Source organism: Bacillus cereus group sp. BfR-BA-01331, assembly GCF_022663915.1.
In the GTDB taxonomy this organism is placed as follows: Bacteria; Bacillota; Bacilli; order Bacillales; family Bacillaceae_G; genus Bacillus_A; species Bacillus_A mycoides.
In genome coordinates this window covers 314,727-340,501 of the sequence record NZ_JAKUGJ010000001.1, presented here as the reverse complement: position 1 = coordinate 340,501, position 25,775 = coordinate 314,727, and the positions used below count along the sequence as shown (strand labels likewise).

Genomic DNA, 25,775 nt, shown 5'->3' with positions numbered 1-25,775 from the left:
GATTCAAATTATTGACAAACAACACCTGCACGCTTTGCAGACTCCACAGTGTTGTGAAGAAGCATTGTAATAGTCATTGGGCCGACTCCTTTTGGCACAGGCGTAATGTAACCTGCAACGTCTAATACATTGTCAAAATCAACATCACCACAAAGTTTGCCTGTTTCTAAACGGTTAACACCAACATCAATTACAACCGCACCCTCTTTAATATAGTCAGCTGTTACCATTTTCGGTCGTCCAACGGCTACGATTAAAATATCAGCTAACTTCGATAATTCTTTTATATTTTGCGTCTTAGAATGACAATATGTGACAGTTGCATTTTCATTTAAAAACAGTTGCCCCACTGGTTTACCAACAATATTACTTCTTCCAATTACAACAACATGCTTTCCAGAAATATCAAGATTCGTTTCTTTTACTAATTCTAAAATGCCATGCGGTGTACATGGAAGGAATGTGTCTTGTCCCGTCATCATACGTCCTACGCTGATTGGGTGAAATCCATCTACATCCTTTTCCGGTGAAATTCTTTCAATGATAGCTTTTTCTTCAATGTGTTTTGGTAAAGGTAATTGTACCAATATGCCATTAATGCGGTCGTCTCCATTTAAGCGATCGATTTCAGCAAGCAAACGCTCCTCAGTAATCGTTTCAGGAAGTTCAATTAGCTCTGAATAGATTCCTACGTGCTCACAACCTTTTTCTTTTCCTTTTACATAAGAACGCGATGCTGGATCTTCTCCAACTAAAATAACTGCTAATCCTGGTACAATCCCTTGCTCTTTTAACTTCACAACTTTTTCTTTTAATTGTGCTCGTTTTTTCTCCGCAACTTCATTTCCTTTGATGATTACTGCTACCATTTTAAGTTTCCCCCTTAAAGAAATTACAGTGTATCTTTTATATTAGATAAAACGCCGTTAATAAAACGACGAGATTCCTCATCCCCAAATGTTTTTGCGATTTCAATTGCTTCGTTAATTGTTACATTGTGCGGAATTTCTTCCATGTATCTCATCTCACACACAGCTACACGTAAAATACTGCGATCAACAATACTAATACGCTCAAGCTTCCACTTTTTTAAATTTTGACGAATTGCTGCGTCAATCTCTTCTTTGTTGTCTACAAATCCTACAACAAGTGATTCTAGAAACTCATTTGTTTCTTCGCCTTCATCTAGCGTATTTTCCACCGCTACTTTCGGTTCTAATTCACCTGTAATATCCATTTGGTATAATGCTTGCATTGCTCTTTCTCTAGCCGTCCTACGTTTCATTGTAACTCTCCTTTATACTTCAAGTCTTTCCTTATGTTTTGTTATATTATTATAATTTATAAGCCGTCAATTCACTTACTCTTGCAGTTTTCATTGATTTTCCAACCTTATAATACAATGATAATAACACAATTTATCGTTTCACACACGGGGTACAAGGCTGAAAAATAATAAAAAGATTAACTTCAAGTTCCATATCTTATCACAATGTACGTTTTTTGGAAAAATGAAACATACCGTTTTATTTTTCTTTTTTTTTGAAATAGTATAATAATTAGAGGATTTTAATTTGTGAAGAAATGAAACGATAAAAAAGATGCCTATTTTACTAGGCACCTTTTTCCACTCTTACACTGGTTCGATTTCTGTTTTTTGTGTTTCGAATGTTACGCCAACGATGTGAACGTTCACTTCTTTTGGCTCAAGTCCTGTCATTGTAAAGAGTGCTTGGCGAATATTGTCTTGAATTTTTTGTGCAACAACCGGAATTGCTACACCAAAATACATCACAACATAAAGGTCAACAATAATATCTTCGTTTGCTAATTCAACCTTTACACCTTTACCATGATTTTTCTTACCTAACTTCTCAACAACATCTGTAGCAAAATTACCACGCATTGCCGCTACACCTTCTACTTCAGCAGCTGCAATACCCGCAATTACTTCGATTACTTCTGGTGCAATTTCTACTTTTCCAAGAGTTGTATCTTGACCCATATCTAACATATGTTCAGCCATGAAAAAAACCTCCTTTAATGTATCACTGCGTCACAAGTTCATGCTCTTCCAAAAATTTCGTGTTAAACTCACCTTTTACAAAATCAGGATGCTCTAGCAATTGCAAATGGAACGGGATTGTTGTATGTACGCCTTCAATGACAAACTCACTGAGCGCTCGCTTCATTTTTGCAATTGCCTCTTCACGTGTTTTTCCGTGAACAATTAATTTAGCAACCATCGAATCATAGAAAGGTGGTATTGAATATCCCGGATATACAGCTGAATCGACGCGAATACCAAATCCGCCCGGTGGTAAGTACATTTCTACTTTACCTGGAGATGGCATAAATTTTTTGGCAGGGTTTTCCGCATTAATTCGACATTCCATTGCCCAACCATTAAATTGTACTTCTTCTTGCTGTAACGATAACTTTTCTCCAGAAGCAACAAGAATTTGTTCTTTAATTAGATCCATCCCTGTTACCATTTCAGTAACTGGATGTTCAACTTGGATTCTCGTATTCATCTCCATGAAATAAAAGCTTTTCGTTTTATATTCATAAATAAACTCAACCGTACCAGCACCTGTATAATCAACCGCTACCGCCGCTTTAACTGCTGCTTCACCCATTTGCTTGCGAATATTCTCATCAAGTGCAGGTGATGGACTTTCTTCTAATAGTTTTTGCAGACGGCGCTGAATTGTACAATCACGCTCTCCTAAATGAATGGCATTTCCATGTGTATCTGCCATTATTTGAATCTCAACATGGCGGAAATCTTCAACGTACTTCTCCAAGTATACACCAGGGTTCCCAAAAGCGGTACTGGCTTCTTGCTGTGTAATTTGAATTCCTTTTACAAGCTCTTCTTCATGGCGCGCAACACGAATACCTTTTCCGCCGCCACCTGCAGTCGCTTTAATGATAACTGGATATCCAAGTTGATTAGCAAGCTCGATCGCTTCTTCGGTATTTTTAATAATCCCTTGTGAACCTGGTACAATCGGAACCCCTGCTTCTTTCATTGTATCACGTGCAACGTCTTTTGTGCCCATCTTTGAAATGGCTTCTGGGCTTGGACCGATAAAAATCAAGTTACACTCACGGCATAATTCTGCAAAATCTGCATTCTCTGCTAAAAATCCATATCCCGGATGAATTGCATCACAACCTGTTAATTTCGCAACACTAATAATGTTCGTCAAATTTAAATAGCTTTCTTTTGAAATCGTTGGTCCAACACAATACGCTTCATCTGCAATTTGCACATGAAGTGACTCTTTGTCTGCTTCTGAATAAATTGCAACTGTTTCAATATCCATTTCTTTACAAGCACGAATAATTCGTACAGCAATTTCCCCACGATTGGCTATTAATACTTTTTTTATCATCACAAAGACTCCCTTATTACGCTTTTACAAGAAATAGCGGTTGTCCATACTCAACAAGCTGTCCGTTATTAACAAGAATTTCAACAATTTCGCCCTCTACATCTGCGTCAATTTCGTTAAATAATTTCATAGCTTCAACAATACATACGATAGAATCTTTCGATACTCTGTCCCCAACACTTACATATTGAGGTGTATCAGGCGAAGAAGAGGAATAAAATGTCCCTACCATCGGTGATGTGATTTTATGTAGGTTTTCATCTTGAACAACTTTCTTCTCTTCTTGTTTTTGCACTTCTACTTGCGCTGCCGCTACTGTTGTTTCTACTTCAACAGATGCTGCTGGTTGTACTACCTGTTTCGTTACCGGTGCTTGCACAGCAACAACTTCATTACCACGTTTTTTCATTTTGATTGCTGTACCGTCTTTTTTGTATTCAAATTCATCAATATTAGAGCTATCAATTAATTTAATTAATTCACGAACTTCTTGAATTTTAAACATGTAAAATCCACTCCCATACTCTTGTTTGTCCCGTTTTTACAGATTGGCATCAAACTGATTTACTGTAAAAATACGATGTATTCTATTAGAAAATTTATTCCTATGACATTTACTAATAGAAATATTTACTATTCCCATCTTACGCTAAATTTTTTAAACATTCCAATTTATATTTCTTTATTATAAATCGAAACTCCTGTAAAAATATTATTCCACCAAAAAAATTATTACCTAGTAATAATACCAAGTTTCACACAAAATTGGCAAGACCACTTCCTAAAAAACATTCTTTACTTTTTCAAAACTGCAAAGTGTAAAAACGTAATTCCCTCAGAATTCTTCATTTTATCTACGGTAAAAAAACATATTTTTACCAAATATTATTTTTTTGTTTACGCGCCGTTCATTCTTCCTTCATAAAAGAATAGTATGTTCAAAGTGTAGCAAATTTATTGTAGTGAGGTGCGGACATATGATATGGCTCATCCTGTTCTTGCCTGCCGTAGTGATTTGGACATTGGTCCTCTTCATTCACGTCAAATCTGGAAAAACTAATCACCATCATCACGAACCATTAATCTTTTACTCACAGCGTATTTCCCCGTTTCCAATTGAAAATACTAAATACAACTGCAAAGATGAAATAGAAAAAAGCTATCGAAAACGATAGCTTTTTTCTATTATTCTTTTATCTAATTTGAAGCAGCAACACCTATTATAATTTATTTTACTGATGGATCAAATTTCACACCTACATCTTTTGGACCACCTTCACTTCTTACAAGCTGAATAATTTTATTCGCTTCTTTTTGTGAATGCTTTGCCGATTTAACTGTTACTTTAATGTCCGTTCCATCAGCTCTTACAAGAGCATCTTTATATCCACCTTGAGATTTAATCACTGTCTCAAGTAATTGTTGCTTCGTTTCCATCGTAGTGATGGCATCAAGATTATCTTTCGCTTTACTCTTTTCTTCTGCTGAAGATTTTGATGACTTCATTACATTTTGTAACTTTTCTTTCTCTACACTACGCTGATCTTCCATTTGCATACGTAGCGCTGTAAAATTCTCATCGCTTGATTGAACTGTTACACTAGCCTCTTTTTTACTTGTTTCTTTTTTGTCATTCTCTTTTTTGTCTGTTTCTTTATTTGTAGTTTCCTTGCTTGTATTTTCTTTTGTTGTCTCTTTATTTGTAGTTTCTTTCGTTGTTTCTTTTGTAACTGCTTTATCAACACCTTGCTTTTCTTGTCCCATCTTTTCACCCGTTGCCGGTGCTGCTGTATTCATTTTATCAGGAGTTGTTACGTAATAAACAGATAGTACAACCACTAAACTTAACATCGTTAATAGCCAAACCGTTTGTTTTTTTAACACTTTATTTCCTCCCTATCAATTTTTCGGTGATACTGAAACGCGATGAGCTGGTACATCTAATAATCGCGTCACAGCTTCTTTTACCATTGCTTTTATTTGTATATTATCCACTCCCTTTGCTACGACCAGAACACCTCGTACTTTCGGTTTCTCTGTTCGCAAAACAATTGGAGTTTCTTTATCACCTTCACGTATAATGACTGTCTTTTCATCAAGAGACTCGTCTTCTACTTCCCTTTTCCCGCCTGCTTTATCAGTTTCACCTGTCGTTTGTGAACGTTTTACTGTATTTTTCTCAAGTATTTTTTCTTCAGATGAATCTAAGTTCACTTTAATAGTTACATCTTTTACTCCGGCTATCTCTTCTAAAGAAGCTTTCAATTCTTGTTCATACGCTTTTTCGTATTTTTCTACATTTGACATATTATCATTGTTTTTTTGACCGAAAGTTGGTACATCTTTATCTTGGCTTTGACTTGTCTTTTCTTTAAACACAGGCACTTCTTCTTTTTTAGGTGCTAAGAAATTACTAGAAAACATAAGCGCAATCCCAAGTATGAGTAGGACAAGCAAAAACTTAGGTGTTACCTTTTTCCCCTTCTCATTACTTTCTTTTCCATCCCCATTTAATAAGTTTCGAAAAAATGAGAACCTCGAATTTTTATCTTTATTGTCCATTTACGCTACCTGTCCTCCCTTCCATCTGAACTTGGATTTGTTTATCCTCTAGTTGCCACCTGCTTGAAAAGAAATCTTTCATTTCTACATTCGTTTCTTCTATTTTTTTTGGAGGTTCTTTCATATTAATTTCAATGGGCTTTACTGTTTCGATTGCATCATTATTACTACGTTCTTTTTCTTTCAACGTCACAACAACAGATTGAATATCTTTCGCTGACTTTACTTCTCCTGCATGCTCCACTGCGACTATTTGTATTCCAGAGACTGTCATACCATACTTTTTCTCAAACTCTTTTCCTACGTCTTTTTTCATTTTGGTAGCCATCTCTTCTAAACTATATGCACGTGTTAGAGCTTGTATTTCTTTTTTCTTCGAATCTATCGAATTTTTTACAGATCCATCTGCTACGTACTTTTCTTCATTGAAATTTGCGATAACTTCATTTACATCTGTTTGTAACAACTTAAATAGAGGCGTTAAAATTAATACGACTAACAATAGACTTACAACGAATTTAACGTACTTTTGCAAATTTGAATTTGGAAGAATAAGATGAAGCATTGTCGCTAAGAGTAAAAAAACGATAATATTTCTAATCCACTCTGTAACAAATTGCATACTCTTCACCTCCTACCGCATCATGAGAGTAATGTTCCCGGCAGCAATAATAATTGTGATACTTAAAAAGAACATAAATGATACGATAGCTAAGCAAGCAAATACGTAAATGATACTTCGTCCAATGATATCTAAACATTGAATAATTGCTCCTCCGCCTACTGGTTGCAATACTGCTGCTGCGAATTTATAAATAAACGCGATACAAAAAATTTGAATCGCTGGGAAAGCGACAATTAAGCATAAAATAACGAGCCCGATAATTCCTACTGTGTTTTTTAATAATCCAGATGCACTAATAACAGTATCCGCCGCCTCAGTAAACATCCTTCCTACTACAGGAATGAAGTTTCCTGTTACAAATTTAGCCGTTTTCACAGCTATACCATCAGCAACGGCTGACGCTGTTCCCTGAACAGATAATACGCCTAAAAAAACCGTCAAAAAGATACCAATAATCCCAACACTAACGTTTTGCAAAAGCTTGGACAATTTCGTAACTTTATATTGATCACTCATCGTACTTACAATACTTAATATAGTTGCAAGTAATAAAAGTGGTAGAACGATATAGTTCATAAGAAGCCCACTCGTATTCATTAAGAAAATGATGATTGGATGAAAAAACGATACAGAAACAACACCGCCGCCTGTTGCTATGAGTGCAAGTAAAATTGGTAATAACGCTAGTATGAAATCTACCATTGTTTGTATCGTCTCTCTTGCATATGTCATGACGACATAAAAACTATTTAAAGCGAAAATAATAAGTACCATGTATACGACTGCATCAGCGATTTTACTCACGCTACTCTTTGAAAAAGCAGATTGTAACGATTGCAACAATGCACTGAAAATCGTGAGCATAATGAGCGTTCCAAGTAACTTTCCATTTGCAACAAGCTCATGAAATAAATATTTTAGTAGACCTATCATCCACTCTTTTATGGAGAACTCTTTTTCTCCCTTTACAAACTCCATAAAGCTTCCTTTTTGACTCTCTGGTAAATAGCCTCCATACTTTGTAACAAGCCCGTCCCAAAATTGCTTCACATCTTCAATTCCGAGCTTATCCAATTGTTGATCAACGACGTTTGTTTCTATAGGAGAAGCTTGTACAACAATCGGTAAAGAAAAGAAAAGGAAGCAAGCAAATAATAGCTTAGCTCCAAACTTCCTCAACATTCACTCCCCCTTATCCCGTAGGTAAAAAACCGAGAATTGTTTCAATTACAACCGTCAAAATAGGAATTGCCATGACGAGAATTAAGATTTTCCCAGCTAATTCAATTTTCGAAGCGATTGCACCTTGACCAGCATCCTTTGTAATTTGCGCACCAAACTCAGCGATATAAGCAATCCCTATAATTTTCAATAGCGTTTCTACATATACGTTGCTAACCTTCGCTTCACTCGCCACTCTCTCAATCATTTGTAAAATAGAATGAATTTGATCGATTAAGAGAAGAAACATCATGCTACCAATGAACACAATAAATAACGATGTAATACTAGACTTATGCTGATTTAAAACAGCAGCTAAAAATGTAGCAACGAGGCCTAATCCGACAATTTGTATAATTTCGATTCGAACCGCCTCCTTTACTGGAAGAGAAAGACACTTTTAATCTTGTCGAATAGAGTATTAATTAAAAATGCAACATGAAACAAAATAACGACAAAACCGACAAGGATAACCCAATTTGCAATATCCTCTCGCTTTAATTCTTTTAGTACAGTATGAATGAAAGCTAAAACAATGCCGATTCCGGCGATTTGAAATATTAATCCAACATCAATGGACATCGCCTTTCTCCCCCCTATAGCAGTAAAATTACGATAAGTAGCCCTGCTAGTACCCCTAAACTCTTTATCATTTTTTCATATTGTAGTTGTAATGCTTTCGCTTCTCCTTCTTCTCTCTCCAAATGTGTAATACATAAGCGAATATGTTTTTGCTGTGATTCACGATCATGTTGTCCAAGTGTTTCACCAAATTGTTGTAAGATTTCATACTCGGTTTGTTTAAACGCCGTTAACGTCCAGTTCTCCTTCAAACTATCAATCCAAGCTTCTCTAACTGTTTGCTCCCCGTCCTCTAGCCGTTTCGAAAAGCTTTGAAATATCCAATTTAACGGCTTCGGCATTTGTTTGACTAAACGCTCTGCAGCCTCAGATAACGGCGTGTGTCCATACATAATTTCAGCTTCTAATGATTGCAATGCTGCCTTCAATAACCTAAGTTGCCGCGGTCTCTCACTGTACCTTTTAGCGTATGAAAATCCGAAAAAAGTGCTAACAGCAACTATTAATACCGCACCAAATATTTTCACCATACGCCTTGAGCCTTTCTATGAGGTAATACTGGTTTTCCATCTCTATCTTTCACTTGCATAACCGTTCCTGGCCCTCTCGCTTTTGATAATTCCACAAACCTATCAAATACACCAAGTTCCAGCACCGCCTGTAACGATGGACGTTTCACAACATCATCATAAGAAAATCCATGTGCACTTATAAAAAGCTGAACACCTGCATGTACCGCCTCCATAATCGCTTCACTATCTTCTTTACGTCCAATTTCATCTACGATTAGTATGTCTGGGCTCATAGAACGAATCATCATCATCATTCCTTCAGCTTTTGGACAAGCGTCTAATACATCTACTCGCACGCCAAAGTCATATTGCGGGATTCCTTTCACACAGCCCGCAATTTCTGATCGTTCATCAACAATTCCCACTTTACATGAAGGAATTTTCGAAGCACTTACACCCTGACTCATACAGCGTGCTACATCTCTTAAAAGTGTTGTTTTCCCCGTTTGCGGTGGGCCTATTACCATCGTGTTTAACCATCGTGATTCATAAAGATATGGCAGAAGCGGCTCAGCAATCCCTATTTTTTGACGGGCAATACGAATATTAAAAGAAGAGACATCCCGAATCATTTTCACTGCACTTTTTTCTGTAATGACTTTTCCAGCTAGGCCAATTCTATGTCCTCCTCGTAGTGTCACATATCCACGTTTCAATTCCTCTTCCATCGTATAAATTGAGAATTGACTTAATTTATTCAATAAATGGATTGCATCTTCCGCTGTAGCGATATAGTCATAGAAAAACACTTCTCCATGTGCGATACACTCTAGTGGCCTTCCAATTCGAACACGAATTTCCTCTAGAGTATCGTATTGTTTACAGCCTTCAACTAACTGTCTCATCGTTTTCGGTAAAACTTCTAATACTTCTTTCATAAGCTTCTCCCCACTATACTCGACTTACTATTTCAACAACGCGATAAAAATGCAGCCAATTCCAAGTGCTAGAAAAAAGAATTTCAAGAAAGAAATCTCACTTGCTACACTCGCTATGCCAATTGTCATTGTTAAAATTAATACGGTCGGTCCAACAAACGCCAACATACCATTTATAAACAATGCTTTCTTCGCATCATTCACGTAAAGCATAAGCAAAGCGGCGAATATTTCCGCGCTTCCTGAAAACAACCGAAGTAACCCCATAACAAGCACGGATGTTTCCATTGCCGCTAGCCACTGTTTCATTCTCCCACCTTCTCCCATAACAGTTACTACTTCCTTATTCTGAAAAAGAATATATTTGTACAACCATATGCAGAGGTTGTCTATTTCAGAAGTAAAAACATAATTTTTCTCTATCGACTTTATTAAAATCTGAATATTCTCATCAATTTATGATATATTTAATAGAAAAGGAGCATAGATGATGAAGCAAGTTACTTTATTACCACTCGATTTACGATATGCAAATGTGCTTTTTGAGCTATCAAGCAATCCACATGTAAAAAATGCATTAGGGCTAAAAGTAGAATCAGTAGAAGATACAAAAACATTCATTCTTTTTGCAATTGAAGAGGAACGAAAAAAGCACTCCTTATCAAGAGTGATTGTAAGTGAGGAAAATGAAATAATTGGCCTCACGACACTTAAACATATTAATTACGAACAAAAGCACTCACATATTGGAAGTTGGCTCGGCTATCAATATTGGGGAAGAGGATATAACGAATCTGCTAAAAAAGAGATCTTTAAAATCGCTTTTTTAGACTTGCAACTTACATACGTATTTGCCGGTGCTAAAACGAATAACATTCGCTCTTTAAAAGCACAAGAGAAACTACCTTACATTTCATTACATGTGGAAAAACAATTTCCAGACATACACGCTGCTTTGGAGAAAGAAGTAAAATCACCTTGCGTACTGCATGTTGTATCATGCGAAAAATTTTCAAATTGGTTGGAAGTACGAAATGAGGGGGGAAAATATGAAGGGATTGAAAATTAGTTTAACAATTGTAGTAGAATTAGCTATTATTTATCTTTTTTCAAAAATGGTCGGCTGGTCATTTTTGGAGAGCTTTTTCCTTGGCAGTCTAGCAATATTTGCAATTACTTGGTTAATTATTATGAGTACCTTTAGAAATAACAATATGGATCATGCAACGAATAAAACTTTTACCGGTATTGAAACTGGTGAAATACGCCCGTTTCAAATTGTTTTGACTCCATATATTATGGGTACCCTTTCACTCGTCACAGTTAGTTTTGTTATAACCGCAATTTACTATCTTCCCTACTTCCTATAAAAAAAGCACTCGTGATAATCACGAGTGCTTTTCTACTATGCACGAGAAACGTATTTACCTTCACCAGTGTTGATGATAAGCATTTCGCCTTCGTTAATGAAGATTGGTACTTGTACAACAAGACCAGTTTCTAATTTAGCTGGTTTTGTTACGTTAGAAGCTGTGTCACCTTTAATACCAGGCTCTGTTTCTGACACTGTTAATTCAACTGTGTTCGGAAGTTCAACACCAAGTACTTCATCTTGGTATGTCATAATAGATACTCCCATGTTTTCTTTTAAGAATTTCAATTCGCGCTCGATTTGGTTTTCACCAAGTTCGATTTGCTCATAAGTTTCGTTATCCATAAATACGTGAGACTCACCGCTCGCGTATAAGTATTGCATACGACGGTTTTCGATGTGTGCTTTTTCTACTTTTTCACCTGCACGGAATGTTTTCTCTTGAACAGATCCTGTGCGAAGGTTACGTAGTTTAGAGCGAACGAATGCAGCACCTTTACCTGGCTTTACGTGTTGGAAATCCATTACTTGCCAAAGGGCATTGTCCACTGAAATTGTTAAACCTGTACGAAAATCGTTTACTGAAATCATGTAAAAAAATCCTCCTGTGTATTACAAAATAATAAGTTCTTTTGGTGATTTCGTTATTACTTCATTACCTTCACTTGTTACAATGATATCATCTTCAATACGTACCCCGCCAACACCTGGAATATAAATACCTGGTTCTACTGTTACAGCCATACCTGGCTCAAGTACTGTATCAGAACGGAACGCTAAACCTGGTGCTTCATGGATTTCAAGACCGATTCCATGACCAGTAGAGTGTCCGAAGTATTCACCATATCCTTTTTCCGTTATGTAATCACGCGTTAATGCATCAGCCTCACGACCCGTTAAACCAGCTTTAATACCGTTCACACCACGTAGTTGAGCTTCTAAAACGATATTATAAATTTCTTTTAATTTATCAGATGGTTCACCGACTGCAATCGTACGAGTAATATCAGAGCAATATCCTTTGTAATAAGCGCCGAAGTCTAATGTAACGAAATCTCCTTTTTCTATCACTTTTTCAGATGCCACGCCGTGCGGTAATGCCGAACGAAGACCTGAAGCAACGATAATATCAAACGAAGAAGATGTTGCTCCTTGTTTTCTCATGAAAAATTCAAGTTCATTTGACACTTCAATTTCAGATACTCCCGGGCGAATGAATGATAGAATATGCTCAAAGGCAGCATCTGCAATCTGTGCAGCTTCCTTTAATATCTTAATCTCTGAATCAGTCTTTATCAAGCGTAACTTTTCTACAAGCCCAGAAGTTGGGATGAATTCAGCTTCGATCGCTTCATTATGCGTTACGTAAGAGCTATATGTAAGAGTATCTTGCTCAAAGCCTAGCTTTTGAATTCCAAGTTCTTTAACTTGTTTCGCAACTTCATCAAGAATTAATCCTGGATGCTGCACTATTTCGTATCCAACCGCTTGCTTACTAGCTTGCTCTACATAACGGAAATCTGTAATAAATAGAGCACGCTCTTTTGAAATTAGTACAACACCAGCTGTTCCCGTGAAATTCGCCATATATCTACGGCTATGTTCATTCGTTAATACGATACCGTCAATACCAGCCTCATCAAACGCACTTCTTAATCTCTCGATCTTTTCCATTACTTTATGCCTCCCTCAATTTCTCCATTAATGCAAATAACGCTAACTTATAGCCATAAAAACCAAATCCAACAATTTGTCCCGCACAAACAGCCGCCGTCACAGATTCGTGACGGAACGATTCACGCTGGTGAATGTTAGAAATATGTACTTCAATAACAGGAATCGAAATGCTCGCAATTGCATCTCGAATCGCATAGCTATAATGCGTAAATGCTCCAGGATTTAAAATGATCCCTTCATATATATCTTCAGCCTCATGAAGACGATCGATAATAGCACCTTCATGATTCGATTGGAAACATTCTAACTCCACTCCCATTTTCTCTGCTTCTTGTTTCATATCTGTTTCAAGCGTCGCTAACGTTCCTTTTCCGTATACATTTACTTCCCTAACGCCAAGGCGATTTAGGTTCGGACCGTTTACGAGGAGTAACTTTTTCATTTTCTTAAAACTCCTTAATATTAAAGAATGTCTATACGACATTTTAACATAGGAATCACTTATTTGAATAGTTTGTCTTCTCGCTCCCTTCTCCTCTATTTGTATTATTCGATTCGAATGCTACAGAATACGAAATAAAAACACCATATAATATAAAGATACATACTGTCGTTACAATTGTTTCTTTCGGTAAATGGAGTGCACTTTTAATAACAGGTGCCATTAGCCCCATCCCCAAAAATAATAATGCCCACCAAAACAAACCGTATAGTACGCCAGGGAATACTCCTTCAAACTTTTTAAAAAGGGCTTTATAGAGAAATGCCACTAAAATTGAAAGAAGTCCCATACAAACGATACCTACTACATTTCCCCAAACCCCTTCTTTCCAATCTCCAAATGCAAACGGTAAAAGTAAATAGTTAGGTCCAGCTTCTGTAAATGAGAATATATGAAGGAAATACCATATACCTCCCCAAAATAAGCCACCAAATAAACCAATTTGTACAAAGTTTCTTATTGTTGATTGTTCTTGATTCACATTGACACCTCCGCTCACTAGTATGCCCGAAACTATTTTGAGGCATGTTTAAATCCTGCAAAATTTGTCTATAAAAAGAATAAGAAATGTCCGACTCTCGTAACATTTTCCCTTGTCATCTGCCTGTATTTGTCGATAAAATAAAGGAAACTCGGTGATTGTCTTATTTCAAGATGACAAAACCAAGTATGACAATTGCCTCTTTTTCTACATAAGAGAGAAACAAATACAGGTTGGTGTTAACATGGCAGAAGAGTCAAAACAAATATATGGCGGGCAGGCAGTCATAGAAGGAGTTATGTTTGGCGGTAGAGAATATACTGTTACAGCGGTTCGTCGTAAAGATAAATCGATTGAATTTTATCGTTTACCACGCGTTCGTAATAAAGCATTGTCTCTACTAAAGAAAATTCCATTTTTACGAGGTATTGCCGCTATTGTGGATGCAAGTGCGAATGGAGCGAAACATTTAAACTTTGCTTCAGAACGATTTGATGTCCACCCAGAAGAAGATGAACAACTTGCAAATAAAAAAGAAGAACAATCAAAATTAACGATGGTATTAGGAGTTGCAGCAGTTGGCGTTTTATCGTTCATATTCGGTAAAGTAATTTTCACAGCAGTTCCTGCACTTTTAGCTGAATTAACGAGACCGATTTTCCCATCTCATACAGGGCAAATCATCGTCGAAAGTGTCATTAAGCTCATGCTATTATTGAGCTATATATACTTCATTTCTTTAACCCCACTTATTAAGCGGGTATTTCAGTACCACGGTGCGGAACATAAAGTAATCAATGCTTATGAGAATAATCTTCCACTGACTGTAGAAAATGTTCAAAAGCAAACTCGCCTCCATTATCGCTGTGGCAGTAGCTTTATTATATTTACAGTCATTATTGGAATGTTTGTCTATTTCCTCGTCCCTACAGATCCGCTTTGGGCAAGGGTAGTAAACCGAATTTTATTAATTCCAGTTGTTCTCGGTATTTCTTTTGAAGTATTACAATTTACCAATCGATTACGAGATGTCCCTGTTTTACGAGTACTTGGATATCCAGGATTATGGCTGCAACTATTAACAACGAAAGAACCAACAGATGATCAAGCGGAAGTTGCAATCGCATCGTTTGAAGAATTATTACGTTTAGAAAACAAACAATAATTATTTAAAAATGGTGTTCAACTCCTTTCCTCATCGTTAATATACTAATTTTAATATATGTTTTTAGGAGGTGTCCCTTATGAACGGTCGTTCGTTTACATTCGCTATATTTGTGCTTATTATCGGATTGGCAATATTCGGCCTTGTTTCATCTGTTATTACAAATCCAATGGAAGTATTGAAAAACATTGGTATCATGTTAGCTGTCGTCGGTATCTTTTACTTACTCTACAAAATGTTTACAAACTCTAGTGGTTCTGCAAATTCGCAAAGCTCATATAAGCGTGCAGCGAAACAATCGAACCGCAAACACGGGAAACAAAATGTAGCACCCCTAAGTAATTCTTTCTTGAAACGAAATGCTTCTGATGACAAGGGGAAAAAGGGTAATTCTCCATCGTTGAAAAGAAAAAGAAAACAATCTCATTTAACTGTCATTGAAGGTAAAAAAAACAAAAAGAAAGACCGTGCTTCCTTTTAGGAAATACGGTCTTTTTTTATCCCGGTTGGTGCGGGGCTAATAATCAGTGGAAGATGCGAAAAACCCTACTGATTAAAGTTTCACTTTATATGTTGAAGCACTTCTTTCAAACTTTTCTCTTCCATACTTTCGATACGAAGGTGATGGTTTTCAAATTGCAAATTTCTTGTCACATCATTAGGTACGACGACACACTTTAATCCTGCTGCCACCGCTGCTTTCAATCCATTTAATGAATCTTCAAACACAACAGCTTCTGATGGTTCAATTCCTAATTCTTCTATCGTAACTTTATAAAGAGCTGGATCTGGTTTTACCTTCTCTACATCTTCTCGCGTTTTAATCACTTCAAAATAATCTCTAATTTGTAGCTCTTCTAAAAAACGAACGACCCACTCCCTAGATGAACTAGAGGCTAATGCGATTTTCAATCCAAGTTCTTTCGCTTCTTCTAAATATTCTTTTACCCCGCCACGCGCTTTTGGTATTTTCATTTTCTCTTTATGTAAAGTTGTTACTTTTCCCTTTAATGCATGCTCGTTAAATTTTTCTTTTAATTGCTCTTTTAAATATGCATAAAGCACTTCATCTGTCGTTCCAATACATTTTGCAAATTCCTCTAAAGGTAACTCGCCACCGTATTCACGAACAGCATCTCTGAAAGAGTGAAACCATATTGTTTCTGTGTCCACAATTAATCCATCAAAATCAAAAATAATTGCTTTCATTATTCTCCCGTCCTTTTCGATTGAAATAAAAAAGGAAACGCCACACGTTCCCCTTAATTACTTTTCTCTTCATTTGCTTTTTGAACACCACGAAGTGTTTTTACTCGAACTTCATCTTGTTCAAAGTATTGTACTAAATCACCGATACGGTCAATTGATTCCCAACTTAAATGATGTTCAATTCCTTCTACATCATTATAAATTTTGCTTTCATCCACACCGATAATGCGCATAAACTGTTCTAACAATTCATGACGATATACGAGACGTTCACCGATTTTTTTACCTTTTGATGTTAATACAAGCCCTCTATATTTTTCATAAATTAGATATTCGTCTTTGTCTAATTTTTGTACCATTTTTGTTACAGAGGATGGATGTACACTAAGCGCTTCAGCAATATCAGATACACGGGCATAACCCTTTTCATCAATCAACAAATAAATTTGTTCAATATAATCTTCCATACTAGGGGTAGGCATCGGTTTCCTCCATCCAATTTCATTTTGCTTATTCCGTACGAAGCAATCAATAAAATGATACACCAGAAAGAATAACGTGACAAGGTGGAAACGAGCCTAAATATATAAAACAAAAAAAGAATCTAGATTCCCCTTATGTAAAATATTGAATTTCTGCATCTGGAAAATACTCATATATATAACCTCGTATTGTTTCTTCTAATACTTCCACATCATCCTTTTGATATACATATTTCCCAATACCGTATCGTCCCCATTTATATTTCCGCTTCTCTTCATCCATTTCAAGTTTCGTATTCGGATAACGTTCTTGAATGACTTTTTTGGCTGGTTTCGTAAAACGATGTTGAATTAATTCGAACGTTAAATTTGGTATCGTCATGTCTTTTAACGCATTGTACAATCGTTCAAACAATTCACGGTACCCTTCTTCCCACCCTTCATGCATATAAATTGGCGCAACAATAAAGCCAAGAGGATAATTAGCCCCCGCTACTTTACGAGCAGCCTCAATTCGCTCTTCAAATGGCGATGTCCCTGGTTCAAAGTTTTTAATAACATAACGTGAATTAATACTAAATCGAAAACGCGTTTTCCCATTATGCTTTGCATCTAATAAATGATCAACATGCGAATATTTCGTAACGAAACGTAAACGTCCATGTTCACTTTCTCCGATAAACTCTATCGCCCGCTTTAATGCATGTGTCAAATGATCAATTCCAACGATGTCTGATGTACACGCCGCTTCAAATCTTGTTATTTCAGGGGCCCTTTCATCCATATATTGCTTTGCCTTCTCAAAGATTTCATCTAGATTCACATACACCCTTACGTAAGGTTTACTCCCAAGTGTCGTTTGCAAATAACAATAATGACAATGTCCCATACACCCTGTTGCAAGCGGAATTGCATATTCAGCTGAAGGTTTTGATGTATCGAACTTTAACGTCTTCCTCACCCCAACGACAAGTGTTGCTTTTGCATTACGATACTTTTGCAATTCATTTTCCCCTGGAAAATTTCTAATTTGATTGTGTGATGTCGTTTCACGAATTTCTAATCCCATCTTCGTAAACTTCTCATAAAGCTCTTTTCCAAGCGGATATTCGAGTGCCCTCGGTTCAAAGTAAACGAGTTTTGGTATAAATGGTTTCATGTGCTTCCCTCCTCTCGTTAGTATGGGAAGCACAAAAAAATTAACACAGATTAAAGTTTTCCACTTCAGTAACTTGCGTTGCAAGTTACTGAATGTTATAATTTGGATAACAGCTACCTTGCAACGCAAGTTACCTGGATAAAAGGTGGTGAAATCATGCACAGCCAAATGTTAAAAGGTGTACTAGAAGGTTGCATTCTATATATCATTTCACAAGAAGAAGTGTACGGATATGAACTAAGTACAAAATTAAATAAACACGGCTTTACATTCGTAAGTGAAGGAAGCATCTATCCTTTATTGTTACGCATGCAAAAAGAGAAACTTATTGAAGGTACATTAAAGGCTTCCTCTCTGGGACCGAAGCGAAAATATTATCACGTAACTGATAAGGGATTAGAACAACTTGAAGAATTTAAAAAAAGTTGGGGAATGGTTTCAACGACGGTAAACAACTTATTACAAGGGGAGTGATAGGGATGAAGGCGAAAGATTTAATCGAATTAAATAATCAAAAGCGTAAATTATTAAATGCAGAAAATGAAACCACCTATAGTGACATGTTAATATACATCCGCCTAGCTAAAGTGCCAGAGTACCAAGCAGAAGAACTGCTAATTGAAATTCTAGATCACCTTATTGAAGCCCAGCAAGAAGAAAAAAGTACTTATGATATTTTTGGCGACGACTTACAGGCGTACTGTGACGAGCTAATTGCTGCTCTACCGAAGCAAAGTTTATGGGAACAATTATCGATTCCTTTATTTATAACTAGTTACCTGTTAGCAATATACTTTGCTATTTCTTCCGTAATTGCATTGGTATTTCCCTTATTTTCAAATGAAGCACGTTTTAAATTTGTACACATTGATTTCATTTATCTGCTCGCATTTATCTTGTCGGTACATCTTATGATACGTTTTATTTTCGATTTTATTAACACTGATTTATTTAAAAACACAACAACTATTTGGAGGCATATAGGAAGTTTTTTAATACGCCATAGCCTATGGATACTATTAATCGGTATTTCCTTTTTATTTATAAAAAAGCCCTATACTACTTTGCAAATTTCACCTTGGATTGGCGCTTTACTTGCCATCTCTTGCTATGCACTATATAAACTTTTCTTCAAAAAAGAATACTTAGAATTTAAAAAGGAGTAACGAGGTTATGACCGAAAAAGAAATGGTTAAGTTAAACAATGATAAAAGAAAATTATTAACACCTGAAAACGAAGCTGCTTATGGTGATATGCTTATTTATTTACGCTTTACTAGCGTTCCGCAAAAGCAAATGGAAGAACTGCTATTAGAAATATTAGATCATCTTTTAGAAGCACAAGAAGATGATAAAAATGCTCATGATATTTTCGGAGAAGATTTAAAAGCTTACTGTGATGAATTAATTAATTCTTCAGAACATCAAAATCTTTTCCAACAAGCCGCCGTTATTGGGTTTGCAGTTAGTTTATTGTTAGCTATTCAAATTGGATACGATACATTTACTACTCTTATGCAAAAACTATTTACAGATACAAATCACTTAGGAATTCCATTTAGTATTCCCGGAACAATATTATCTGCTATCGTTTTAACAATCGGTGCTTTCATAACTTTTTCGTTATTTAGACGTTTTTCTTTTACAATACTGGTTTCCTGGAAACAAAAAGCACTCCTCTTATTATCAGCGTTTATACCTTTTATCTTATCAGTTTTTTCAAACGTATTTTTTAAAACACAACCATACTTATTTTATAATTTGTCTATTTGGCAAGGTGCTCTTGTTACACTTTCTTTTTATATTCTGTACAAATTTTTATATAAAACATCTAAATTTTAACAGCCTTTCAAACGGCTGTTTTTCTTCTGTCTAATTTTACAAATTGAAAAATTTCATAAAGAAAATAAGAAAAATGCAAAATAATTAAAGTTAATTGTTGACGTGATGCTTTTATTATCGGTATCATAAATCTTCGTGAGCAATTATTTTTCGTTATACGATTTTTTTATTATTATTGAATTTTTGAGAGGAGAAATTTGATGTCAGTTAAGAAGAAAACGCAAGTACGCACCGGCAAAATGGTACGTGAACTAATGTTAGCAGACGAAGATGTAAATGCTTCGCTAATTATGGTATATAGTGAAAACGGTGTAAACGCAGAAATTAAAATCGAGGGCTTAACGCCAAAATGTAACGAAGAATTATTTTTGAGCGGAAACGTGGATTGGAACAAGAGTGTTATTTATAAAATTGTTGATTTCACTGGGAACGCTGAGGTTGGTAAAGTTACATTAACAGCGATGAACAAAAATAATGTTTCTCTAGAAGTTGAACGCGTTATGTGGAGCAAAGAAAATAAAGAAGCTGCTGAGCAAGAAGAAACAGTTGTAGAAGCTACTCCGAAAAAAGAAGTAGTTGTAGAAGCTCCAAAAGCAGTTACACCTGCTCCAAAGCCTATTACGCGAGTAGAAACACCTGCTGCACCTAAACCTACTCCGGTACCAACGCCGAAGTCAGTAAGTGTTGAAGCAGCTATAGAACTATCTACTCCAGCACCTGTGAAAAAAGCAGTACCTACTCCAGTTACAAAGCAAGAGACAGCACCGGTTACTCCTACAAAACCGAAGCAACCTGCTTTGACTGAAACAAATACAAAACTACAAGAAAATTATGTTAAACTTGTGAAAAAGACAATTGAAGTTTGTCAAGATTACGAGCTTGGCATCGACATAGATGATTCTATTGAAGGATTAAAAAAAGAACTACAAAGCCAAGGTATTAGCGTTACATTCGACAAAGAAATTATGGACGTTGTAAATCGCCTTCGTTCTTTACAAGATAAAGGAATCAAAGTAGAAAAAGTACTTAATTTACTATAAAAATAAGGAGATGGCGGTCGCCATCTCCTTATTTTTTATAATTCCATTCATTACTTTCATACTTCTCTTTTGCTAAAGTTTGAACTTCATGAAGCTGTTCTTCTGTTAGTTCATACGGCACAAGCTCTATATCTAAACCTTTTTCAAATCCAGTTTCAAACGCTTTAATTAACTGTTCAATCGTAAATGTACGGTCTGTTAATTCATTAATCGCTACCGCTTTAGAAGAAAACATGTTTTTCATACGCTCTTTTACTCGCTCATTTGGGAATAAAAATAGGTCGTATAACTCATCTAAATCTATTTCTAACGGAATAGAACCGTGTTGTAATATAACACCTTTTTGACGTGTTTGAGCACTACCCGCGATTTTTCTTCCTTCAACTACAATTTCATACCAAGATGGTGCATCAAAACATACTCCTGAACGCGGATTTTTTAAATTCTCACGATCCGCTTCTGTTTTCGGAACTGCATAATACGCTTCTAATCCTAATGCCTTAAAACCGTCCAATAAGCCTTGCGAAATAATTCGGTATGCTTCTGTAACTGTTTTTGGCATATTCGGATGATCTTCAGACACAATAACACTGTACGTTAATTCTTTGTCATGTAGTACACCCCTGCCGCCTGTTTGACGACGAACGAATCCATATTTCTTTTCGTTAACTACATCCATATTTATATCTTTTTCAACACGCTGGAAATACCCGACTGTTAATGTTGGTACTTCCCATTCATAAAAACGAATTGTTGGTGACATTTTCTTTGCACTTTGCCAATTTAATAAACATTCATCTAACGCCATATTAAATGCTGGTGAACATTGACCAGAGTTAATATAACACCATTTTTCTTTTCCCATCCTACACCTCATATAACCAATTATTTTTCACATTCTCTAGTCTACCAAATTCGACAAAATTTGTGAAAGAATACGAAATTTCTTCTTATATACAAATGAATCTGTTGCATAAATACATATGGGCATTATAATATTGAAAGTAGGATAAGAAAAAAGGGAGCGATAGAATCGTGTCAACAAACTTGATTATTATACTAGCCGCAATTGCAGCATTCATCGGCTACACTGTATGGATGTATTTCTATCAGAAAAAATTAATTAAAACACTTTCAGAAGATGAATTTCGCGCTGGCTACCGTAAAGCACAGCTTATCGATATTCGCGAAGCGGATGAATTTAACGCGGGACATATTTTAGGTGCGCGTAACATTCCATTATCACAAATTCGCCTTCGCCACAAAGAACTCCGCCAAGATCAACCGGTTTATTTATATTGCCAAAGCGGATTCCGTACAGGTCGTGCAGCTCAATACTTAAAAAAACAAGGCTACACAGATTTCTACCAATTAAAAGGTGGATTTAAATCTTGGTCAGGAAAAATTAAAAAGAAATAATATACAAAAAACTAGCTGCACGATACAGCTAGTTTTTTCATTCCATATTGTTCGCAATGTACAGCAGATTTTGTTTAATCACATCTTCAGCTTTCTCATCTACATTACGATATAATAGCTGATATTCCATCCCCTTCTCTTTCCATATAAGCGTAGCAAATTCGTCCCCTCGCTCGTAATCATCCTTATTTTTAAAATAAGCAGGTGCTCCATTATTCAATTTCATTTGTTCTTGAAATCGATTCTCTTCTACGAGGTATGGAAAACTGTAAGAAAAGTTGGCCACTGTTAATTCTATATAATCGTGCCTTCCTTTCTCTTGTTGCTTATATTTAATCGTTAAGACAGCATTCTTCTTTCCCATCGTTCTTACCTCTCCCTTCACATCACTCGTAATGTCATAAGGTAAAAACGTTGGAACTTTAAACTTTGCCGGAAAATATTTTGGAAGTTCCTTTAGGGGAATCGGATCAGTAACACGGTCCTTAGCCCCTCCTGTTGTTCCTACAAATGTTTTCTCTTCTTGCATCGTTTGCTGAAATGAACATGAGCTAAGAATTACACTAGAAAACACGAAACAAATGATTCCTTTTTTCAATTTGTTTCCGCCCTTTCATACCGCTCTCTTAACGAGCGAAGCGTTTATACTCTCTTCTATTCTCTTCGTTATCAAACGCCTCCTCCAAAAACTTTCCACGTTATTCTCACACATTTTGACAAAAATTCTTTGCAGACATACAAAAAAGACCTCGCTATTCTTACGCCCAAATAAAAAGGTTACGCGAATAACAGAAGTCATGCTTATAACATAGATTGTGAAAAGCTTTTCAGGTCAAGATTTTTTTCATTCTTATTATTTTCCCCTTATAATTAAGTAAAGAGGTGATACATATGGCCAATATAAAACAAATTGCAAAAACTGCTGGTGTATCTATATCAACTGTTTCTCGTGTTCTTAATAATCATCCTTACGTAAAAGAAGAAAAGCGTAAGCGTGTTTTAGATGCAGTTGAAGAATTGAACTATGCAAAAAATATAAATGCTATCCATTTAATAAAGGGAAAAACGTATACAATCGGGGTTATGCTACCTTTTATTAATCTTCCGTACTTTAGCACGATCATTGAAGGAATCGGAAACGAAGCGTTAGCAGCTGGATATCATATTAATTTATGCCAAACGAATTACGATAGTATTGAAGAAATTCGCGTTCTTGAAATGATGAAAATGAAACAATTTGACGGGATGATTATTTGCTCTCGCACGAGTTCATGGGAACAAATTGAACCGTTCGCAAAATTTGCGCCTATTATTTCATGTGAAAAAATGAACCATCCCCTCATTTCATCTGTCTATGTAGATCATTACGAAGGATTCCGCCTTGGTACTTCCTATTTACTCAGTAAAGGTCATGAAAAAATCGGCATTTGTTTAGCAAGAAAAACAAGTGTTAATTCAATCGAGCGTGAAAAAGCTTTCGCCGATACTCTTCGTCACGAAGGAAAAACAGTACACCCTGATTGGATTTTTCATCAATGTTATACGATGCAGGACGGGGCAAAAATACTTCATCGTATTTTAAACATGAAAAATTGTCCAACCGCTATTTTCACAGCGAACGATCAAGTAGCTGCTGGTTTATTAACAGAGGCGCGAAAACATGGCATTCGCGTTCCTGAAGACCTTGCTATCCTTGGATTTGATAATCATGAAATTTCAAAGGCGTTAGAAATTTCAACTATTGAGCATCCTGGTCTCGCAATGGGCTCACATGCTTTTTCTTTATTCCATAAACAGATTCAGAACGAGCAAATTGTCGGGAACGCAAAAGAGCTTTCATTCCATTTAATTGAGCGAGATACTGTCTAAAAAGAGCGTTACCTATTGCGCTCTTTTTCAGCTCTTCCCCTATTGACTTTATATTTTCCATCTCATATAATGAACCTAACGAACGGTAGGTAGGGGATGAAAATGACAGCAAACCGCATTAAAGCTGTAGCACTTTCTCATTTCGCACGCTACGGCTACGAAGGAACTTCATTAGCAAATATTGCTCAAGAAGTTGGGATTAAAAAACCATCGATTTACGCACACTTTAAAGGAAAAGAAGAGCTATATTTTACATGCTTAGAATCCGCTCTTCAAAAAGATTTACAAAGCTTCACTGACGATATCGAAAATTTTTCAAAATCGTCTACTGAAGAATTGCTAGTAAATCTGTTAAAAGGTTATGCAAAACGATTTGGTGAAAGTGAAGAATCAATGTTTTGGTTACGAACTTCTTATTTTCCGCCGGATGCATTTCGCGAACAAATTATTGATAAAGCGAATGTACACATTGAAAATGTCGGAAAACTTTTATTCCCTGTGTTTAAAAGAGCAAGCGAACAAGATGAACTGCATAACATTGAAGTAAAAGACGCTTTGGAGGCTTTTTTATGCTTACTTGACGGCCTTATGGTTGAACTACTATACGCAGGTTTAAATCGTTTTGAGACACGTTTAGAAGCTTCTTGGAAAGTATTTTGGCGCGGACTTTCAAACTGACGGATTGCTCCTTTGCAATGCGTCGTTTTTAAGCCCTTTACCTAACGACTGGTAGGAAGGAGAAATGACATATGGCATGGATTTATGTAATCATAGCTGGTATTATTGAAATTTTTTGGGTTATTGGACTTAAAAAAGCGGAGGCACCACTTGAATGGGCTGGTGTTGCTCTATTAATTACAATTAGTTTCGTCTTATTATTTAGAGCATATAAAGATTTACCTGTCGGCACTGTATACGCAGTCTTTACAGGAATTGGAGCTGGTGGAATCGTTCTTACAGAGATTTTCATCTTCGGAGAACCTTTCTCTATCGTAAAAGTTTTATTAATCGGTTTAATCTTCTTCGGAGTAATTGGTTTAAAACGAGTAACAGAAGAAAAAGAAGCGAAGGAGGCCGCATAAAATGGCTTGGGTATTTTTAATTCTAGCTGGTATTTGTGAAATTGTTGGTGTACTCTTTATGAAAGTAGCCACTGAAAAGAAAGGCTGGGCACCAAAAGTTATTTTAATCGCTAACTTTGGCGTAAGCTTCTTCTTCTTATCTCTTGCAATGAACACATTACCGATGGGAACTGCTTACGCAATTTGGACTGGAATCGGAACTGCCGGAAGTGCACTTCTCGGTATTCTTATTTTCCGCGAGTCAGCGGATTGGCGTCGCCTTGCCTTCTTAAGCTGCATTCTGTGCGGCGCTGTTGGCTTAAAATTATTAGGCTAACGTGAGGTGAATGTCATGTGGAAAGAAAAAGGAAAACAAATCTTAGCATGGATTACACTCGGGATCGTCATTCTATTACAAATAAGTTTTCATATAATAGAATGGCTGTTTCATAAAGTATTATCCATTCTTACATTCCTTCCTAACATGGCACTTGAAATTGCATCTATCGCTTGGTCAATTATTGCCTCCATTACAATCGTGATTATATGGAGTATCGCCAAGCTATGGAACAAGTTATTTAAAAAGGACAGTTCTTCTGAAAAGAAGTAACTGTCCTTTTTTTATCCCGCTATTCGCGGGCAGTAAGACCCCCACC

The 25,775-nt window shown here is 36.2% G+C and carries 38 protein-coding genes; 15 read left to right on the top strand and 23 right to left on the bottom strand.

Annotation, left to right across the window (positions count from 1 at the left end; translation table 11 throughout):
- Positions 1-8: 8 nt before the first annotated feature.
- The 5 genes from folD to accB form a co-directional block, all read right to left on the bottom strand.
- Entirely contained in the window at positions 9-869 is an 861-nt protein-coding gene (gene folD, locus MR155_RS01790; protein ID WP_113935552.1) for a bifunctional methylenetetrahydrofolate dehydrogenase/methenyltetrahydrofolate cyclohydrolase FolD, read from the bottom strand.
- 23 nt (positions 870-892) lie between these two features.
- A complete protein-coding gene (gene nusB / locus MR155_RS01785) occupies positions 893-1,285 on the bottom strand; it encodes a N utilization substance protein NusB (protein ID WP_113935553.1) in 393 nt (130 codons plus the stop codon).
- 348 nt (positions 1,286-1,633) lie between these two features.
- Positions 1,634-2,026: an Asp23/Gls24 family envelope stress response protein gene (locus MR155_RS01780; protein ID WP_000807630.1), complete on the bottom strand. Its 393-nt coding sequence runs from the start codon at positions 2,024-2,026 to the stop codon at positions 1,634-1,636.
- A 22-nt stretch (positions 2,027-2,048) separates the two neighbouring features.
- Complete coding sequence (gene accC, locus MR155_RS01775) at positions 2,049-3,401, bottom strand: acetyl-CoA carboxylase biotin carboxylase subunit (protein ID WP_002015065.1); 1,353 nt, start codon at positions 3,399-3,401, stop codon at positions 2,049-2,051.
- Positions 3,402-3,417: 16 nt separating this feature from the next.
- Complete coding sequence (gene accB, locus MR155_RS01770; protein WP_002067078.1) at positions 3,418-3,906, bottom strand: acetyl-CoA carboxylase biotin carboxyl carrier protein; 489 nt, start codon at positions 3,904-3,906, stop codon at positions 3,418-3,420.
- A 472-nt stretch (positions 3,907-4,378) separates the two neighbouring features.
- Between accB and MR155_RS01765 the strand changes: the two genes are divergently transcribed.
- Positions 4,379-4,576 (top strand): hypothetical protein, encoded by a 198-nt coding sequence (locus MR155_RS01765; RefSeq protein ID WP_012261697.1) that lies wholly within the window; start codon positions 4,379-4,381, stop codon positions 4,574-4,576.
- A 52-nt stretch (positions 4,577-4,628) separates the two neighbouring features.
- Here the strand turns inward: MR155_RS01765 and MR155_RS01760 are convergent, their stop codons facing one another.
- Genes MR155_RS01760 through MR155_RS01720 form a run of 9 tightly spaced genes read right to left on the bottom strand, consistent with a single transcriptional unit; the run spans position 4,629 to position 10,150 of the window.
- Complete coding sequence (locus tag MR155_RS01760; protein ID WP_002067104.1) at positions 4,629-5,285, bottom strand: SpoIIIAH-like family protein; 657 nt, start codon at positions 5,283-5,285, stop codon at positions 4,629-4,631.
- 15 nt (positions 5,286-5,300) lie between these two features.
- Positions 5,301-5,963: a stage III sporulation protein AG gene (gene spoIIIAG / locus MR155_RS01755; protein WP_113935554.1), complete on the bottom strand. Its 663-nt coding sequence runs from the start codon at positions 5,961-5,963 to the stop codon at positions 5,301-5,303.
- On the bottom strand, positions 5,953-6,585 hold the full coding sequence (gene spoIIIAF / locus MR155_RS01750; RefSeq protein WP_113935555.1) for a stage III sporulation protein AF: 633 nt from the start codon (positions 6,583-6,585) through the stop codon (positions 5,953-5,955). Before spoIIIAF ends, spoIIIAG begins: the two co-directional genes overlap by 11 nt.
- 12 nt (positions 6,586-6,597) lie before the next feature.
- A complete protein-coding gene (spoIIIAE, locus tag MR155_RS01745) occupies positions 6,598-7,770 on the bottom strand; it encodes a stage III sporulation protein AE (protein ID WP_002033983.1) in 1,173 nt (390 codons plus the stop codon).
- Positions 7,771-7,780: 10 nt separating this feature from the next.
- Complete coding sequence (gene spoIIIAD / locus MR155_RS01740) at positions 7,781-8,164, bottom strand: stage III sporulation protein AD (protein WP_078172833.1); 384 nt, start codon at positions 8,162-8,164, stop codon at positions 7,781-7,783.
- A gap of 23 nt (positions 8,165-8,187) precedes the next feature.
- Positions 8,188-8,391 (bottom strand): stage III sporulation protein AC, encoded by a 204-nt coding sequence (spoIIIAC, locus tag MR155_RS01735; protein WP_000020914.1) that lies wholly within the window; start codon positions 8,389-8,391, stop codon positions 8,188-8,190.
- 14 nt (positions 8,392-8,405) lie between these two features.
- Entirely contained in the window at positions 8,406-8,921 is a 516-nt protein-coding gene (gene spoIIIAB, locus MR155_RS01730) for a stage III sporulation protein SpoIIIAB (RefSeq protein ID WP_002088574.1), read from the bottom strand.
- Entirely contained in the window at positions 8,915-9,841 is a 927-nt protein-coding gene (gene spoIIIAA, locus MR155_RS01725) for a stage III sporulation protein AA (RefSeq protein WP_113935557.1), read from the bottom strand. The genes spoIIIAB and spoIIIAA overlap by 7 nt, the downstream gene beginning before the upstream one ends.
- A 27-nt stretch (positions 9,842-9,868) precedes the next feature.
- Positions 9,869-10,150, bottom strand: a complete 282-nt coding sequence (locus tag MR155_RS01720; protein WP_113935785.1) for a YqhV family protein — start codon at positions 10,148-10,150, stop codon at positions 9,869-9,871.
- A 178-nt stretch (positions 10,151-10,328) separates the two neighbouring features.
- On the opposite strand from MR155_RS01720, the gene MR155_RS01715 reads away from it, so the two are divergent.
- Both MR155_RS01715 and MR155_RS01710 read left to right on the top strand, forming a co-directional pair.
- Positions 10,329-10,910: a GNAT family N-acetyltransferase gene (locus MR155_RS01715; RefSeq protein ID WP_113935558.1), complete on the top strand. Its 582-nt coding sequence runs from the start codon at positions 10,329-10,331 to the stop codon at positions 10,908-10,910.
- Positions 10,891-11,211 (top strand): hypothetical protein, encoded by a 321-nt coding sequence (locus tag MR155_RS01710; protein ID WP_002138295.1) that lies wholly within the window; start codon positions 10,891-10,893, stop codon positions 11,209-11,211. Before MR155_RS01715 ends, MR155_RS01710 begins: the two co-directional genes overlap by 20 nt.
- Before the next feature lie 35 nt (positions 11,212-11,246).
- Here the strand turns inward: MR155_RS01710 and efp are convergent, their stop codons facing one another.
- From efp to MR155_RS01690, 4 genes are read right to left on the bottom strand one after another with little or no spacing between them, the layout of a single operon-like run.
- A complete protein-coding gene (gene efp, locus MR155_RS01705; RefSeq protein ID WP_002033989.1) occupies positions 11,247-11,804 on the bottom strand; it encodes an elongation factor P in 558 nt (185 codons plus the stop codon).
- Between the two features lie 21 nt (positions 11,805-11,825).
- The gene (pepQ, locus tag MR155_RS01700) at positions 11,826-12,887 is read right to left on the bottom strand and encodes a Xaa-Pro dipeptidase (RefSeq protein WP_002033991.1); all 1,062 of its coding nucleotides are present in this window, start codon (positions 12,885-12,887) and stop codon (positions 11,826-11,828) included.
- 4 nt (positions 12,888-12,891) lie between these two features.
- Positions 12,892-13,332 carry a type II 3-dehydroquinate dehydratase gene (aroQ, locus tag MR155_RS01695; protein WP_070144825.1) on the bottom strand — a complete coding sequence of 147 codons (441 nt, stop codon included), beginning with the start codon at positions 13,330-13,332 and terminating at the stop codon, positions 12,892-12,894.
- A gap of 55 nt (positions 13,333-13,387) precedes the next feature.
- Positions 13,388-13,873: a YqhR family membrane protein gene (locus MR155_RS01690; protein WP_113935559.1), complete on the bottom strand. Its 486-nt coding sequence runs from the start codon at positions 13,871-13,873 to the stop codon at positions 13,388-13,390.
- A 244-nt stretch (positions 13,874-14,117) separates the two neighbouring features.
- Here MR155_RS01690 and MR155_RS01685 point away from each other — a divergent pair, with 244 nt between their 5' ends.
- Positions 14,118-15,038: a DUF1385 domain-containing protein gene (locus tag MR155_RS01685; RefSeq protein WP_002015047.1), complete on the top strand. Its 921-nt coding sequence runs from the start codon at positions 14,118-14,120 to the stop codon at positions 15,036-15,038.
- 79 nt (positions 15,039-15,117) lie between these two features.
- Positions 15,118-15,519, top strand: coding sequence for an SA1362 family protein (locus MR155_RS01680; RefSeq protein WP_002015046.1), 402 nt, complete (start codon positions 15,118-15,120; stop codon positions 15,517-15,519).
- 80 nt (positions 15,520-15,599) lie between these two features.
- Here MR155_RS01680 and MR155_RS01675 read toward each other — a convergent pair whose 3' ends face one another.
- From MR155_RS01675 to splB, 3 genes are all read right to left on the bottom strand, one after another.
- The gene (locus MR155_RS01675) at positions 15,600-16,247 is read right to left on the bottom strand and encodes an HAD family hydrolase (RefSeq protein ID WP_113935561.1); all 648 of its coding nucleotides are present in this window, start codon (positions 16,245-16,247) and stop codon (positions 15,600-15,602) included.
- Positions 16,248-16,300: 53 nt separating this feature from the next.
- The gene (gene mntR, locus MR155_RS01670) at positions 16,301-16,729 is read right to left on the bottom strand and encodes a transcriptional regulator MntR (protein ID WP_002143106.1); all 429 of its coding nucleotides are present in this window, start codon (positions 16,727-16,729) and stop codon (positions 16,301-16,303) included.
- 133 nt (positions 16,730-16,862) lie between these two features.
- Positions 16,863-17,888, bottom strand: a complete 1,026-nt coding sequence (gene splB, locus MR155_RS01665) for a spore photoproduct lyase (RefSeq protein ID WP_242307698.1) — start codon at positions 17,886-17,888, stop codon at positions 16,863-16,865.
- Between the two features lie 156 nt (positions 17,889-18,044).
- On the opposite strand from splB, the gene MR155_RS01660 reads away from it, so the two are divergent.
- The 4 genes from MR155_RS01660 (at position 18,045) to MR155_RS01645 (ending at position 20,770) form a co-directional block, all read left to right on the top strand.
- Positions 18,045-18,362 (top strand): PadR family transcriptional regulator, encoded by a 318-nt coding sequence (locus MR155_RS01660; RefSeq protein ID WP_000556081.1) that lies wholly within the window; start codon positions 18,045-18,047, stop codon positions 18,360-18,362.
- Positions 18,363-18,367: 5 nt separating this feature from the next.
- Entirely contained in the window at positions 18,368-19,054 is a 687-nt protein-coding gene (locus MR155_RS01655) for a DUF1129 domain-containing protein (protein WP_113935562.1), read from the top strand.
- A 7-nt stretch (positions 19,055-19,061) separates the two neighbouring features.
- Entirely contained in the window at positions 19,062-19,730 is a 669-nt protein-coding gene (locus MR155_RS01650) for a DUF1048 domain-containing protein (RefSeq protein WP_219303524.1), read from the top strand.
- Positions 19,731-19,930: 200 nt separating this feature from the next.
- A complete protein-coding gene (locus tag MR155_RS01645; protein ID WP_002138306.1) occupies positions 19,931-20,770 on the top strand; it encodes a hypothetical protein in 840 nt (279 codons plus the stop codon).
- Between the two features lie 28 nt (positions 20,771-20,798).
- Here the strand turns inward: MR155_RS01645 and MR155_RS01640 are convergent, their stop codons facing one another.
- A complete protein-coding gene (locus MR155_RS01640) occupies positions 20,799-21,635 on the bottom strand; it encodes a lipoate--protein ligase family protein (RefSeq protein WP_002015039.1) in 837 nt (278 codons plus the stop codon).
- A gap of 170 nt (positions 21,636-21,805) precedes the next feature.
- Here MR155_RS01640 and MR155_RS01635 point away from each other — a divergent pair, with 170 nt between their 5' ends.
- On the top strand, positions 21,806-22,189 hold the full coding sequence (locus MR155_RS01635; RefSeq protein ID WP_002015038.1) for a rhodanese-like domain-containing protein: 384 nt from the start codon (positions 21,806-21,808) through the stop codon (positions 22,187-22,189).
- 37 nt (positions 22,190-22,226) lie between these two features.
- Here MR155_RS01635 and MR155_RS01630 read toward each other — a convergent pair whose 3' ends face one another.
- Positions 22,227-22,763: a DNA polymerase III subunit delta gene (locus MR155_RS01630; RefSeq protein WP_242308250.1), complete on the bottom strand. Its 537-nt coding sequence runs from the start codon at positions 22,761-22,763 to the stop codon at positions 22,227-22,229.
- A 317-nt stretch (positions 22,764-23,080) separates the two neighbouring features.
- On the opposite strand from MR155_RS01630, the gene MR155_RS01625 reads away from it, so the two are divergent.
- The 5 genes from MR155_RS01625 (at position 23,081) to MR155_RS01605 (ending at position 25,729) form a co-directional block, all read left to right on the top strand.
- Positions 23,081-24,058, top strand: coding sequence for a LacI family DNA-binding transcriptional regulator (locus tag MR155_RS01625; RefSeq protein WP_219303525.1), 978 nt, complete (start codon positions 23,081-23,083; stop codon positions 24,056-24,058).
- 96 nt (positions 24,059-24,154) lie between these two features.
- Positions 24,155-24,736, top strand: a complete 582-nt coding sequence (locus tag MR155_RS01620; protein WP_002034003.1) for a TetR/AcrR family transcriptional regulator — start codon at positions 24,155-24,157, stop codon at positions 24,734-24,736.
- A 71-nt stretch (positions 24,737-24,807) separates the two neighbouring features.
- A complete protein-coding gene (locus MR155_RS01615; RefSeq protein WP_000312339.1) occupies positions 24,808-25,140 on the top strand; it encodes a DMT family transporter in 333 nt (110 codons plus the stop codon).
- A gap of 1 nt (position 25,141) precedes the next feature.
- Entirely contained in the window at positions 25,142-25,456 is a 315-nt protein-coding gene (locus tag MR155_RS01610) for a DMT family transporter (protein ID WP_002015033.1), read from the top strand.
- A 15-nt stretch (positions 25,457-25,471) separates the two neighbouring features.
- Positions 25,472-25,729, top strand: a complete 258-nt coding sequence (locus MR155_RS01605) for a DUF3975 family protein (RefSeq protein WP_002143117.1) — start codon at positions 25,472-25,474, stop codon at positions 25,727-25,729.
- The last annotated feature ends 46 nt before the right edge of the window (positions 25,730-25,775 follow it).

Coding starts and splice junctions, on each gene's coding strand:
- folD (WP_113935552.1), bottom strand. CDS start 869: ATGGTAGCAGTAATCATCAAAGGAAATGAAGTTGCGGAGAAAAAACGA.
- nusB (WP_113935553.1), bottom strand. CDS start 1,285: ATGAAACGTAGGACGGCTAGAGAAAGAGCAATGCAAGCATTATACCAA.
- MR155_RS01780 (WP_000807630.1), bottom strand. CDS start 2,026: ATGGCTGAACATATGTTAGATATGGGTCAAGATACAACTCTTGGAAAA.
- accC (WP_002015065.1), bottom strand. CDS start 3,401: ATGATAAAAAAAGTATTAATAGCCAATCGTGGGGAAATTGCTGTACGA.
- accB (WP_002067078.1), bottom strand. CDS start 3,906: ATGTTTAAAATTCAAGAAGTTCGTGAATTAATTAAATTAATTGATAGC.
- MR155_RS01765 (WP_012261697.1), top strand. CDS start 4,379: ATGATATGGCTCATCCTGTTCTTGCCTGCCGTAGTGATTTGGACATTG.
- spoIIIAG (WP_113935554.1), bottom strand. CDS start 5,963: ATGGACAATAAAGATAAAAATTCGAGGTTCTCATTTTTTCGAAACTTA.
- spoIIIAF (WP_113935555.1), bottom strand. CDS start 6,585: ATGCAATTTGTTACAGAGTGGATTAGAAATATTATCGTTTTTTTACTC.
- spoIIIAE (WP_002033983.1), bottom strand. CDS start 7,770: ATGTTGAGGAAGTTTGGAGCTAAGCTATTATTTGCTTGCTTCCTTTTC.
- spoIIIAC (WP_000020914.1), bottom strand. CDS start 8,391: ATGTCCATTGATGTTGGATTAATATTTCAAATCGCCGGAATCGGCATT.
- spoIIIAB (WP_002088574.1), bottom strand. CDS start 8,921: ATGGTGAAAATATTTGGTGCGGTATTAATAGTTGCTGTTAGCACTTTT.
- spoIIIAA (WP_113935557.1), bottom strand. CDS start 9,841: ATGAAAGAAGTATTAGAAGTTTTACCGAAAACGATGAGACAGTTAGTT.
- MR155_RS01720 (WP_113935785.1), bottom strand. CDS start 10,150: ATGAAACAGTGGCTAGCGGCAATGGAAACATCCGTGCTTGTTATGGGG.
- MR155_RS01715 (WP_113935558.1), top strand. CDS start 10,329: ATGATGAAGCAAGTTACTTTATTACCACTCGATTTACGATATGCAAAT.
- MR155_RS01710 (WP_002138295.1), top strand. CDS start 10,891: ATGAAGGGATTGAAAATTAGTTTAACAATTGTAGTAGAATTAGCTATT.
- efp (WP_002033989.1), bottom strand. CDS start 11,804: ATGATTTCAGTAAACGATTTTCGTACAGGTTTAACAATTTCAGTGGAC.
- pepQ (WP_002033991.1), bottom strand. CDS start 12,887: ATGGAAAAGATCGAGAGATTAAGAAGTGCGTTTGATGAGGCTGGTATT.
- aroQ (WP_070144825.1), bottom strand. CDS start 13,332: ATGAAAAAGTTACTCCTCGTAAACGGTCCGAACCTAAATCGCCTTGGC.
- MR155_RS01685 (WP_002015047.1), top strand. CDS start 14,118: ATGGCAGAAGAGTCAAAACAAATATATGGCGGGCAGGCAGTCATAGAA.
- MR155_RS01680 (WP_002015046.1), top strand. CDS start 15,118: ATGAACGGTCGTTCGTTTACATTCGCTATATTTGTGCTTATTATCGGA.
- MR155_RS01675 (WP_113935561.1), bottom strand. CDS start 16,247: ATGAAAGCAATTATTTTTGATTTTGATGGATTAATTGTGGACACAGAA.
- mntR (WP_002143106.1), bottom strand. CDS start 16,729: ATGCCTACCCCTAGTATGGAAGATTATATTGAACAAATTTATTTGTTG.
- splB (WP_242307698.1), bottom strand. CDS start 17,888: ATGAAACCATTTATACCAAAACTCGTTTACTTTGAACCGAGGGCACTC.
- MR155_RS01660 (WP_000556081.1), top strand. CDS start 18,045: ATGCACAGCCAAATGTTAAAAGGTGTACTAGAAGGTTGCATTCTATAT.
- MR155_RS01655 (WP_113935562.1), top strand. CDS start 18,368: ATGAAGGCGAAAGATTTAATCGAATTAAATAATCAAAAGCGTAAATTA.
- MR155_RS01650 (WP_219303524.1), top strand. CDS start 19,062: ATGACCGAAAAAGAAATGGTTAAGTTAAACAATGATAAAAGAAAATTA.
- MR155_RS01645 (WP_002138306.1), top strand. CDS start 19,931: ATGTCAGTTAAGAAGAAAACGCAAGTACGCACCGGCAAAATGGTACGT.
- MR155_RS01640 (WP_002015039.1), bottom strand. CDS start 21,635: ATGGGAAAAGAAAAATGGTGTTATATTAACTCTGGTCAATGTTCACCA.
- MR155_RS01625 (WP_219303525.1), top strand. CDS start 23,081: ATGGCCAATATAAAACAAATTGCAAAAACTGCTGGTGTATCTATATCA.
- MR155_RS01620 (WP_002034003.1), top strand. CDS start 24,155: ATGAAAATGACAGCAAACCGCATTAAAGCTGTAGCACTTTCTCATTTC.
- MR155_RS01615 (WP_000312339.1), top strand. CDS start 24,808: ATGGCATGGATTTATGTAATCATAGCTGGTATTATTGAAATTTTTTGG.
- MR155_RS01610 (WP_002015033.1), top strand. CDS start 25,142: ATGGCTTGGGTATTTTTAATTCTAGCTGGTATTTGTGAAATTGTTGGT.
- MR155_RS01605 (WP_002143117.1), top strand. CDS start 25,472: ATGTGGAAAGAAAAAGGAAAACAAATCTTAGCATGGATTACACTCGGG.